The sequence below is a fragment of the Sphingomonas sp. genome (genome assembly GCF_035758555.1).
Classification (GTDB): domain Bacteria; phylum Pseudomonadota; class Alphaproteobacteria; order Sphingomonadales; family Sphingomonadaceae; genus Sphingomonas_B.
In genome coordinates this window covers 1-10,955 of record NZ_DASTXI010000164.1, presented here as the reverse complement: position 1 = coordinate 10,955, position 10,955 = coordinate 1, and the positions used below count along the sequence as shown (strand labels likewise).

9 protein-coding genes and 1 pseudogene are annotated in these 10,955 nt (G+C 67.7%); 8 read left to right on the top strand and 2 right to left on the bottom strand.

Translation table 11 applies throughout. The features are described 5' to 3' along the window. From sucA to VFT73_RS09710, 6 genes and pseudogenes are all read left to right on the top strand, one after another. Positions 1 to 1,290 (top strand): annotated as a pseudogene (gene sucA / locus VFT73_RS09735) (2-oxoglutarate dehydrogenase E1 component); the annotation flags it as partial. 12 nt (positions 1,291 to 1,302) lie between these two features. Beyond that, on the top strand, positions 1,303 to 2,550 hold the full coding sequence (gene odhB, locus VFT73_RS09730; protein ID WP_326410367.1) for a 2-oxoglutarate dehydrogenase complex dihydrolipoyllysine-residue succinyltransferase: 1,248 nt from the start codon (positions 1,303 to 1,305) through the stop codon (positions 2,548 to 2,550). Positions 2,551 to 2,627: 77 nt separating this feature from the next. Beyond that, positions 2,628 to 2,927 carry a GIY-YIG nuclease family protein gene (locus VFT73_RS09725; protein ID WP_326410369.1) on the top strand — a complete coding sequence of 100 codons (300 nt, stop codon included), beginning with the start codon at positions 2,628 to 2,630 and terminating at the stop codon, positions 2,925 to 2,927. An 88-nt stretch (positions 2,928 to 3,015) separates the two neighbouring features. After that, positions 3,016 to 4,413: a dihydrolipoyl dehydrogenase gene (lpdA, locus tag VFT73_RS09720; protein WP_326410365.1), complete on the top strand. Its 1,398-nt coding sequence runs from the start codon at positions 3,016 to 3,018 to the stop codon at positions 4,411 to 4,413. Positions 4,414 to 4,568: 155 nt separating this feature from the next. Continuing rightward, a complete protein-coding gene (locus tag VFT73_RS09715) occupies positions 4,569 to 5,204 on the top strand; it encodes a hypothetical protein (protein WP_326410363.1) in 636 nt (211 codons plus the stop codon). A gap of 144 nt (positions 5,205 to 5,348) precedes the next feature. Further along, positions 5,349 to 5,960, top strand: a complete 612-nt coding sequence (locus VFT73_RS09710; RefSeq protein WP_326410361.1) for a trimeric intracellular cation channel family protein — start codon at positions 5,349 to 5,351, stop codon at positions 5,958 to 5,960. A 271-nt stretch (positions 5,961 to 6,231) separates the two neighbouring features. Here VFT73_RS09710 and VFT73_RS09705 read toward each other — a convergent pair whose 3' ends face one another. Together VFT73_RS09705 and sppA are read right to left on the bottom strand one after the other, a co-directional pair. Further along, the gene (locus VFT73_RS09705) at positions 6,232 to 6,777 is read right to left on the bottom strand and encodes an arsinothricin resistance N-acetyltransferase ArsN1 family B (RefSeq protein ID WP_326410359.1); all 546 of its coding nucleotides are present in this window, start codon (positions 6,775 to 6,777) and stop codon (positions 6,232 to 6,234) included. Next, a complete protein-coding gene (gene sppA, locus VFT73_RS09700) occupies positions 6,774 to 8,621 on the bottom strand; it encodes a signal peptide peptidase SppA (protein ID WP_326410357.1) in 1,848 nt (615 codons plus the stop codon). Before sppA ends, VFT73_RS09705 begins: the two co-directional genes overlap by 4 nt. 208 nt (positions 8,622 to 8,829) lie before the next feature. Between sppA and groES the strand changes: the two genes are divergently transcribed. Then, a complete protein-coding gene (gene groES, locus VFT73_RS09695) occupies positions 8,830 to 9,117 on the top strand; it encodes a co-chaperone GroES (protein ID WP_326410354.1) in 288 nt (95 codons plus the stop codon). Positions 9,118 to 9,214: 97 nt separating this feature from the next. Beyond that, on the top strand, positions 9,215 to 10,858 hold the full coding sequence (groL, locus tag VFT73_RS09690) for a chaperonin GroEL (protein WP_326410351.1): 1,644 nt from the start codon (positions 9,215 to 9,217) through the stop codon (positions 10,856 to 10,858). Positions 10,859 to 10,955 lie beyond the last annotated feature (97 nt).

The following is a 10,955-nucleotide window of genomic DNA, read 5'->3' as shown; positions in this document are numbered from 1 at the left end:
AGCAAGCCCGCCGATGCGGAGACCGCGCGCCGCAACGTCGATACCGGCATCGACCGCAAATTGTTCGACAGTCTCGGCCGCACGCTGACCACTGTCCCCGACGGCGTGAACGTCCATAAGACGCTCGGCCGTATCCTCGACGCGAAGCGCGAGATGTTCTCGTCCGGCCAGGGCTTCGACTGGGCGACGGGCGAGGCGCTCGCCTTCGGCAGCCTCGTCACCGAAGGCTATGGCGTGCGCCTGTCCGGCCAGGATTCCGGCCGCGGCACGTTCAGCCAGCGCCACGCCGTCTGGGTCGACCAGGCGACCGAGGCCAAATATGTGCCGCTGTCGACGCTGCCGCACGGGCGGTTCGAGGTGCTGGACTCGCCGCTTTCCGAATATGGCGTGCTCGGCTTCGAATATGGCTATGCCGGCGCCGACCCGAAGACCCTGGTGCTGTGGGAAGCGCAGTTCGGCGATTTCGCCAACGGCGCGCAGATCATGATCGACCAGTTCATCGCCGCGGGCGAGGCCAAGTGGCTGCGCGCCAACGGCCTCGTGCTGCTGCTGCCCCACGGCTATGAAGGGCAGGGGCCGGAGCATAGCTCGGCCCGGCTGGAGCGTTACCTGCAGCTCTGCGCGCAGGATAATATGCAGGTCGCGAACTGCACCACGCCTGCGAATTACTTCCACATGCTGAGGCGCCAGATGCTGCGGCCGTTCCGCAAGCCGCTGGTGATCATGACGCCGAAGTCGCTGCTCCGGCACAAGATGGCGGTATCGGCGGCGGACGATTTCCTGGGCGACAGCCATTTCCGCCGCATCCTCTCCGATCCGTCGGGCCCGGCGGACAGGGACGTGAAGCGGCTGGTGCTGTGCACCGGCAAGGTCGCCTACGACCTGATCGAGGCGCGCGACGCGGCGGGCGACAAGCACACCTCGATCGTGCGGCTGGAGCAGCTCTACCCGTTCCCGGGCGAGCCGCTGACGGCGCGGTTGCAGCGCATGCCGAACCTCAAGGAGGTCGTCTGGGCGCAGGAAGAGCCGCGGAACAACGGTGCGTGGTTCTTCGTCGAGCCGCTGATCGAGGAAGCGATGCACGAGGCGGGCGTGAAGCCGGACCGGCCGCGCTATGCCGGCCGCGCCGCGTCGGCGTCGCCTGCAACCGGCCTCGCCAAGCGCCACATGGCCGAGCAGGGCGCGCTGATCGCCGATGCGCTCGGCCACAATGTCCGCGAGGAAATCCGGCGCACGCGCTCCGGCAAGACGACTGCGACCAAGGGCCCGAAGCAAGGGCCGGCCAGCTAGGGAACGAACAGAATGGCGACCGAAATCAAGGTTCCGACACTCGGCGAATCGATCACCGAGGCGACGATCGGCGAATGGCTGAAAAAGCCGGGCGATCCGGTGAAGGCGGACGAGCCCGTCGCCAGCCTCGAGACCGACAAGGTTTCGGTCGAGGTGCCGTCGCCGGTTGCCGGCGTGATGGGCCAATATGCCGCGCAGGTCGGCGACACGGTGCAGGTCGGCGCGGTCATCGGCTCGGTCGATGAGGGCGGGGCGACTGCCGCTGCTCCCGCTCCCGCGCCGGCCGCTGCGCCTGCTCCGGCGCCCGCACCTGCCCCGGCCGAGGAGCCGGCCGGCGACCTGACGCTCTCGCCCTCGGTCCGCCGCATGGTGCTGGAGCACGGCCTCGACCCGACCCAGATCAAGGGCACCGGCAAGGACGGCCGGCTCACCAAAGAAGACGTGCAGGCCGCCGTCGACGCTGCCAAGTCCAAGCCCGCAACCCCCAGCGCTCCTGCGGAAGCAGGAGCCCAGGCTCCCGCGTCGAGTGGGGCTCCTGCTTCCGCAGGAGCACAGTCTGGCCGCCGCGAGGAACGCGTCCGCATGACGCGCCTGCGCCAGACGATCGCCACGCGCCTCAAGGAAGCGCAGAACACCGCCGCGATGCTGACGACGTTCAACGACGTCGACATGACCGCGGTCATGGAAGCGCGCGCGAAGTACAAGGACCTGTTCGAGAAGAAGCACGGCGTCCGCCTCGGCTTCATGGGCTTTTTCGTGAAAGCGGCCGTCCAGGCGCTCCGCGACATTCCCGCCGTCAACGGCTCGATCGAAGGCGATGAGATCGTCTATCGCGACTATGTCGACGTCTCGGTCGCGGTTTCCGCGCCGAACGGCCTGGTCGTGCCGGTGGTCCGCGACGCGCAGGATCTGTCGGTCGCCGGCATCGAGAAGCAGATCGCCGATTTCGGCAAGCGCGCCAAGGACGGCACGCTGAAGATGGAGGAAATGCGCGGCGGCACCTTCACCATCTCGAACGGCGGCGTGTTCGGCTCGCTGCTCTCCACCCCGATCATCAACCCGCCGCAGTCGGCGGTGCTCGGCCTGCACCGCATCGAGGAACGCCCGGTCGTCCGCGACGGCCAGATCGTCATCCGCCCGATGATGTACCTCGCCTTGAGCTACGACCACCGCCTCGTCGACGGCCGCGAGGCAGTCACGTTCCTCGTCGCCCTGAAGAACGCGATCGAGGACCCGACGCGATTGCTGATCGATCTGTAGAGCCCCTGCGAAAGCAGGGGCCCGTTGGGACGCGAACATAGGCTCCTGCTTTCGCAGGAGCACAAGGAGGGAAGGCCCTGAACAAGTCCGGTTGCGTGTATATCATGGCCAGCAGGCGGAACGGGACGCTCTACATCGGAGTCACCAGCAACCTCGCCGGACGGGTTTATCAGCACCGAGCCGGACAGATCGAAGGTTTCACGAAAAAATACGGGTGCAAGCTGCTCGTTTGGTACGAAGCATATGAGGATCTGGATGCGGCCCGCCTTCGCGAGCTGCAGATGAAGAAATGGAAGCGGGCGTGGAAAATCGAACTGATCGAGCGCGACAACCCGCTATGGAAAGATTTGTGGCCCAGTATCGCCGAACCCCTTTAGTGCTCCTGCGAAAGCAGGAGCCCAGGGTCGCAAGCGATCGGGCCCCGCACTGGACCCCTGCTTTCGCAGGGGTACGTTGGAGCTGAATATGGCTGACTTTGATTTCGACGTACTCGTGATCGGCGCCGGGCCCGGCGGCTATGTCGCCGCCATCCGCGCCGCGCAGCTGGGGCTGAAGACGGCGTGCGCGGAAAGCCGCGAGACGCTGGGCGGCACTTGCCTCAACGTCGGCTGCATCCCGTCCAAGGCGATGCTGCACGCGTCCGAATATTTCGACCAGGCGGCGAACGGCGCGTTCGCGAAGCTCGGCATCAAGGTGAAGCCCGAGCTCGACCTCGACACCATGCACGGCCAGCGCAAGGACGCGGTCAAGCAGCTGACCGGCGGCATCGAGTTCCTGTTCAAGAAGAACAAGGTCGAATGGCTGAAGGGCCGCGCCGCCTTTACCGGCAAGGACAGCGTCAAGGTCGGCGACCGCGAGGTGCGGGCGAAGAACATCGTCATCGCCACCGGATCGTCGGTGACGCCGCTGCCGGGCGTCGAGGTCGACAATGAAAAGGGCGTGATCGTCGATTCCACCGGCGCGCTGGAGCTGGCGAAAGTGCCCGAGCACCTGGTCGTGATCGGCGGCGGTGTGATCGGGCTGGAGCTCGGCTCGGTCTGGCGGCGGCTGGGCGCCAAGGTCACCTGCGTCGAATTCCTCGACCAGATCCTGCCCGGCTTCGACGGCGAGGTCCGCAAGGAAGCGAACAAGATCTTCAAGAAGCAAGGCTTCGAGTTCAAGCTCTCGACCAAGGTCACAGGCGCGACCGTCAAGGGCAAGAAGGCGACGCTGGCCGTCGAGCCGGCTGCGGGTGGCGTGTCGGAGACGATCGAGGCCGACGCGGTGCTGGTCTCGATCGGCCGGCGGCCCAACACCGAAGGGCTGAACCTCGAAGCCGCGGGCCTGAAGACGAACCAGCGCGGCCAGATCGAGACCGACCATGATTTCCGCACGTCGGTCGCCGGCATCTGGGCGATCGGCGACGTCGTCCCCGGCCCGATGCTCGCCCACAAGGCCGAGGACGAGGGCATCGCGGTTGCCGAGAACATCGCCGGCCAGACCGGCATCGTGAATCACGACGTGATCCCGTCGGTCGTCTATACCTGGCCCGAGATCGCCGGTGTCGGCCTGACCGAGGAGCAGGCGAAGGAGCGGGGCGCGGTGAAGACCGGCAAATTCCCGATGCTCGCCAACAGCCGCGCCAAGACCAATCACGAACCGGACGGCTTCGTGAAGGTCGTGGCGGACGCGAACACCGACCGCGTGCTCGGCGTCTGGATGATCGCCAGCGTCGCCGGCACGATGATCGCCCAGGCCGCCCAGGCGATGGAGTTCGGCGCCACATCCGAAGACATCGCCTACACCTGCCACGCCCACCCGACCCACAGCGAGGCGCTGAAGGAGGCGGCGATGGCGGTGACCGGGAAGCCGATCCACGTCTAGCCGGCGAGGCGATTAGCGGAGCTAATCGCGAGCGCACTAGGCTAGACCGGCCGGCGCGGCCGCAAGCCGCGACCGACGACGCGGGCTTTGCCCGCGGCGCTTCAGGGAACCCTCCGCCCCCTCATCCGTCTCGCTCTCGTTACGGAGGAGAGACGATGCGTGCCGCCTGGATCATGCTGCCTTTGGCTCTGGCTGCCTGCGGCAAGAAGCAGGCGGGCCTGCCCGACGATCCGATCCGGCGCGCGGCGACGTGCGGCGTGGTCGCGGCGGCGGATGCGCGGCGCTCGCTCGGCAGCGTCGATGCGAAGCTGACGATCGAGCAGCAGGGGCATATCCTCCATTATGCGCTGATCGAGGGTTCCGAAGGCGGCAGCTTCGATCGCACGCGTTCGGCCGCGGTGGTGAACGCGATGCCGCTGCTCGGCGACAAGGTGACCGGCGGCAAATGGGAGCCGCTGATCGGTCAGTGCGCCGACGCCTATCCCGCAACGAAGCCGGTCGAAAGCGTGACGCTCCCGTCGGATACGCTGACGGTGCAGGCCGGCTGCCACGATCTGTCCGACTTCATCACCACGGCGCTCCGTTCCCAGGAAAACAACTTCATCGACCGCATCCGCGCCTATGACGCGATGGAGCGCAAGCTCGACAACAGGATGGGCGCGACGCTGAAGGCGCGCGGGCTGGACCAGGCCGAAGCCAACGCGGCGCGCGCGAAGGCGCTCGCCAGGGTCGCAACGCTCGGCCCGCCCACGGTCGTGCTCGACCAGTGCGTCGAGAAATTCGGCTCGTAGCGCGTATGCAGGCCCGCTCGTCCCGAGCGAAGTCGAGGGGCGCTGCTCCGAGCTCGCGCCCTTCGACTACGCGCTGCGCGCTCCGCTCAGGACGAGCGATGACTGCTCGAAACGAACGAAAACTCGGGTTATGCGCACTCACAGATGACCCCCCTCGCGCCTTTCCTGCCCTGGTTCGACCTGTTCGGCATCGCCGTGTTCGCCGCGTCCGGCGCGCTGGCGGCGGCGCGGCGGGGGCAGACGTTCGTGACCTTCGCCTTTTTCGCGCTGGTGACCGGCGTCGGCGGCGGCACCGTGCGCGACCTGCTGATCGACGCGCCGGTCTTCTGGGTGCGCGACTGGCGCGTGGCGGCGGCCTGCCTCGCGATGGCGGCGCTGATCTGGCTGACGCCGCAGCGCTGGTGGCACGGCCGCGCGCTCGACTGGTTCGACGCGGTCGGGCTTGCTTCCTATGCGGTATTCGGCGCGGCCAAGGCGCTTGCCTATGGCGTGCCCCCGGTGGTGGCCGTGCTGATGGGCGTGATCACCGCCTGTGTCGGCGGCATCATCCGCGACGTGCTCGCGACCGAGCCGTCGATCCTGCTCCGTCCCGAGCTCTACGTGACTGCCGCCGCCCTCGCCGCCGCCCTGTTCGTGCTCTTGAGCTGGGTGGGTCTCCCCATCGCCATCGCCGCGCCGGTCGCCGCGGTCAGCGGCTTCGCGCTACGGGCGCTCGCGATCTGGCGCGGGCTGAAACTACCGGCGTATCAGGGGTAGTTGCTACGGCGCACAGAATGGGCATGGCTTGGTGTCAGAACGACGAAGTGATCGCGCCACCCCAAAAGCCATTTCGCGATCTTCAAAGGGAGGGTGCCAGCGTCCGTTCCTTTCCGAAACGGCAGCCTGGGTGCCCCTCCCAAAATTGCACATACCGCATTCACCCCTGTGGATTCGCGCGCGGTCATGCGTCCAATTTTCGTAGATGTAATATGTCATCCTAGCCTCCTTCTCGTGAGGCTCCCCATTCAGAGCATATTTTTGCGAGTCGCTAGTTAGATTCGGCATCCTCGCGGAACGCCCGCGGCTCGGCGGGCGGATGGCCGGGGGCCTGCAGCTCCGCCTGCCAGAGGCCGACATCGACCCATCGCCCGAGCTTCCACCCCACCTGCCGGTAGACGCCGGCACGGCGGAAGCCGGCGAGCTCGTGCAGCTTCACCGATGCGTCGTTGGGCAGCGAGATCGCGGCGATCACCTGGGTGAAGCCCTGCCCGCGCAGGATATCGAGCAGCCGCGCATAGAGCAGCCGCCCGACCCCGCGGCGCTGTGCCCCTGCCGCGATGTAGACCGTCGTCTCAACCGCCCAGCGATAGGCGGTGCGGTCGCGGAAGCGGTCGGCATAGGCATAGCCGAGCAGCCGGCCCTCATCCTCTGCGACAAGCCACGGAAAGCGGCCCTCCAGCTTCGCGATCCGGGCCCGCATCGCCGCGGCATCGGGCGCCTGTTCCTCGAACGAGGCCACGCCCCCGGTCACGTGCGGGGCGTAGATCGCGGCGATCGCCTCCGCATCCTCGGCGCGGGCGACGCGCACGATCATCGCGCGAGCAGAGTCAGCAGCCAGCGGCCGAGGCTCGCGTCCGGCGTCCGCGCGGGCAGCACCGCGCCGCATTCCAGGCAGCGCGCCTGGATCGATGCGTCGGTCGCCAGCGTCCGCGCGTCGGCGATGGCGGCCCAGGCCAGCGCGCGCTGCTTGGCGCCCAGCCGCGACAGCATGTCGGTGCCGTCCTGCTCGCCGTCATCGTCGGGGCGCGACCAGTCGCTTGCCCATTGTTCCCACCAGCTCGGCTGTTTCTCCAGATAGACGAGCTCGGGATTGTCGATCTTGGCGCGCCGCGCCGCTTCGGCGACCGCGTCGCTCAGGCCGCCGAACGCGTCGACCAGCCCCAGCTGCCGCGCGCTGCCGCCGTCCCACACCCGGCCCTGGCCGATCTCGTTCACTCGCGCCGGCGGCAGGTTGCGCGACTGCGCGACCAGCGCGACGAAGCGCCCGTAAATATCCTCGACGCCGGTCTGGGCGAGCCGGTCGAACGCTTCGGTGGTGCCGCCGAACAGGTCGGGCTGGCCGGAAAGCGGCGTCGTCTTCACGCCGTCGGTGGTGATACCGATCTTGGCGAGCGATTCCTCGAAGGTCGGCAGCACGCCGAACACGCCGATCGATCCGGTGATCGTGGTCGGCTCGGCGAAGATGCGGTCGCCCGCGGTCGCGACCCAATAGCCGCCCGACGCCGCGACCGACCCCATCGACACCACGATGGGCAGCCCCTTGGCCTTGGCTTCCAGCAGCGCCGACCGGATGCGTTCGGAGGCGAGCGCCGATCCGCCCGGCGAATCGATCCGCACCACCAGCGCCTTCACGTCGCCCTCCGCGACCGCCTTGCGGATCGCGCGCGCGATCGTGTCGCCGCCGGCGGAGCCGGGCCCGGAAAAGCCGTCCTCGATCGTGCCGGCGACGGTCACGATGCCGATATCGCCGCCGTCATAGCGGAGCGGGTTGGCCGCGACCCAGTCCTCCAGCCGCACGGTCTTGAAGCTGCCGCTCTTGTCGTCCTTGCCCGCGACCTGCGCGACCCGGTCCGCGAACGCCGCCCGCTCGCCTAGCTTGTCGACCAGCCCATAGCCGAGCGCCGCCTGCGACAGGTTGCCGTTCCCCGCCGGGTTCGCGACCGCCTCGGCCAGCTTCGCCTTGGGCCGTGCGCGGGCGACGTTCGCCTGCCAGCCCTCCCACAGGGCCGCGGCCAGCGCTTCGTTCGCCCGCCGCGCCTCGGGCGACTGGTCTTTGCGGATGTAAGGCTCGACCGCCGACTTGAACGCGCCGACGCGGTAGACGTGCGCATTGACGCCCAATTTGTCGAGCAGCCCCTTGTAATAGAGCCGCGATCCGCCCGGCCCGGCGAACGCGGCGCCGCCCATCGGGCTCATCCACACTTCGCTGGCATGGGCGGCGAGCAGGTAGGAGTCGTCGGTATAGCCGGTCGCATAGGCGAAGACCGGCTTGCCGGCCTTCTTCACCCGGTCGATCGCGTCGCCGACCGTCTCCAGCGCGACTTCGCCGCCGCCCAGGAACCGGTCCAGGTCCAGCACCACTGCCTTGATGTCGCCGTCGGTGCGTGCCGCATCGAGCGCCCGCACCACGTCGCGCAACCGATGCTCGCGCACGACCGCGGCGCCGCCGGCGGTCAGCGAGTCGAACGGGCCGCGCTCGGCCGGCTGCTCGACGATCGTGCCATTCAGGTCCAGCAGCAGCGCGCCCGACCCGACCGGCCGGTTGGGGTTGTAGGTCAGCGCGGCGTGCAGCGCGCCGAAGAACAGCAGCATGAAGATGAGGACAAGCGCGTCCTTGATGCCGACGAGCAGCCGCCAGAATCCGGCCAGAAATCGCATGAGCTTCGCCTATCTGTTTCAGCCCGGCTTTTCAGGCTGCGCGGGCCGGTTTGCAAGCCGCCGCGTTCGGCCTGCCCCTGCCGCCGCACGCCTTGCGAAATTTCGTCACAGACCCGCCTTGACGGTCCCTGAACCGCGCCACATATGCCCCGCGCTGGCACTCGCTTCGGCGGAGTGCCAACAGTCATGAATTGGAGGGAAATCCCAGATGAACTTTCGTCCGCTGCACGATCGCGTGCTGGTTCGCCGTGTCGAGGCCGAGGAAAAGACGGCCGGCGGCATCATCATCCCCGATACCGCCAAGGAAAAGCCCCAGGAGGGCGAGGTGGTCGCGGCCGGCTCGGGCGCCAAGTCCGAAGACGGCAAGGTGACCCCGCTGGACGTCAAGGCCGGCGACCGCATCCTGTTCGGCAAATGGTCGGGCACCGAGGTCAAGGTCAACGGCGAAGACCTGATCATCATGAAGGAAAGCGACATCCTCGGGATCGTCGGCTGATTTCCTGCGGATGTGCTCCTGCGAAGGCAGGAGCCCAGAGTCTCTGATTAGCTAGGCTCCTGCTTTCGCAGGAGCACGGAATAGAAGGATCAATCACATGGCAGCCAAAGACGTCCGTTTTGCCCGCGACGCGCGTGAGCGCATCCTGCGCGGCGTGGACATCCTCGCCGACGCGGTGAAGGTGACCCTCGGCCCCAAGGGCCGCAACGTCGTCATCGACAAGTCGTTCGGTGCCCCGCGCATCACCAAGGACGGCGTGACCGTCGCCAAGGAAATCGAGCTCAAGGACAAGTTCGAGAACATGGGCGCGCAGATGCTGCGCGAGGTCGCGTCGAAGACCAACGACCTGGCCGGCGACGGCACCACCACCGCGACCGTGCTCGCCCAGGCGATCGTGCGCGAGGGCATGAAGTCGGTCGCGGCCGGCATGAACCCGATGGACCTGAAGCGCGGCATCGATCTCGCCACCGCCAAGGTGGTCGAGGACCTGAAGGCCCGCTCGAAGCCGGTCAGCGGCAATAACGAGATCGCCCAGGTCGGCATCATCTCGGCCAATGGCGACACCGAAGTCGGCGAGAAGATCGCCGAGGCGATGGAAAAGGTCGGCAAGGAAGGCGTGATCACCGTCGAGGAGGCCAAGGGCCTCGAGTTCGAGCTCGACGTCGTCGAGGGCATGCAGTTCGACCGCGGCTACCTCTCGCCCTATTTCATCACCAACCCGGAAAAGATGCAGGTCGAGCTCGCCGACCCCTACATCCTGATCCACGAGAAGAAGCTCTCCAACCTGCAGGCGATGCTGCCGATCCTCGAAGCGGTCGTGCAGAGCGGCCGTCCGCTGCTGATCATCGCCGAGGACATCGAGGGCGAGGCGCTGGCGACGCTGGTCGTCAACAAGCTGCGCGGCGGCCTGAAGGTCGCGGCGGTCAAGGCGCCGGGCTTCGGCGATCGCCGCAAGGCGATGCTGGAAGACATCGCGATCCTGACCAAGGGCGAGATGATCTCGGAAGATCTGGGCATCAAGCTGGAGAACGTGACCGTCGGCATGCTCGGCCAGGCCAAGCGCGTCACCATCGACAAGGACAACACCACGATCGTCGACGGCGCCGGCGAAGCGGATGCCATCAAGGGCCGCACCGAGGCGATCCGTCAGCAGATCGAGGTCACCACGTCCGACTATGACCGTGAAAAGCTGCAGGAGCGGCTGGCGAAGCTCGCCGGCGGCGTCGCGGTGATCAAGGTCGGCGGCGCGTCCGAAGTCGAGGTGAAGGAGCGCAAGGACCGCGTCGACGACGCTCTCCACGCGACCCGTGCGGCCGTGGAAGAGGGCATCGTCCCCGGCGGCGGCACCGCGCTGCTCTACGCGATCAAGGCGCTGGAAGGGCTGAAGGGCCAGAACGACGACCAGACCCGCGGCGTCGACATCATCCGGAAGGCCTTGCAGGCGCCGGTCCGTCAGATCGCGCAGAACGCCGGCCACGACGGTGCGGTGGTCGCCGGCAAGCTGGTCGACGGCAACGACCCGACGCTCGGCTTCAACGCCCAGACGGAGACCTATGAGAACCTGGTCCAGGCCGGCGTGATCGACCCGACCAAGGTCGTCCGCGCCGCCCTCCAGGACGCGGCCTCGGTCGCGGGCCTGCTGATCACCACCGAAGCCACCATCGCGGAAGTGCCGGAAGACAAGCCGGCCATGCCGATGGGCGGCGCCGGCATGGGCGGCATGGGCGGCATGGATTTCTGATTTCGCACCGGCGCAGCGCAACAGCGCTGCGCCGGAGACGAAATCAGAATAGCCTGCCCCGGCGAAGGCCGGGGACCGGCGGTCCGAAGCCTCGCGC

What these genes read in the sequence shown, in the direction of transcription:
- odhB (WP_326410367.1), top strand. Translation starts at nt 1,303, where the DNA reads ATGGCGACCGAAATCAAGGTTCCGACACTCGGCGAATCGATCACCGAG.
- lpdA (WP_326410365.1), top strand. Translation starts at nt 3,016, where the DNA reads ATGGCTGACTTTGATTTCGACGTACTCGTGATCGGCGCCGGGCCCGGC.
- VFT73_RS09715 (WP_326410363.1), top strand. Translation starts at nt 4,569, where the DNA reads ATGCGTGCCGCCTGGATCATGCTGCCTTTGGCTCTGGCTGCCTGCGGC.
- VFT73_RS09710 (WP_326410361.1), top strand. Translation starts at nt 5,349, where the DNA reads ATGACCCCCCTCGCGCCTTTCCTGCCCTGGTTCGACCTGTTCGGCATC.
- VFT73_RS09705 (WP_326410359.1), bottom strand. Translation starts at nt 6,777, where the DNA reads ATGATCGTGCGCGTCGCCCGCGCCGAGGATGCGGAGGCGATCGCCGCG.
- sppA (WP_326410357.1), bottom strand. Translation starts at nt 8,621, where the DNA reads ATGCGATTTCTGGCCGGATTCTGGCGGCTGCTCGTCGGCATCAAGGAC.
- groES (WP_326410354.1), top strand. Translation starts at nt 8,830, where the DNA reads ATGAACTTTCGTCCGCTGCACGATCGCGTGCTGGTTCGCCGTGTCGAG.
- groL (WP_326410351.1), top strand. Translation starts at nt 9,215, where the DNA reads ATGGCAGCCAAAGACGTCCGTTTTGCCCGCGACGCGCGTGAGCGCATC.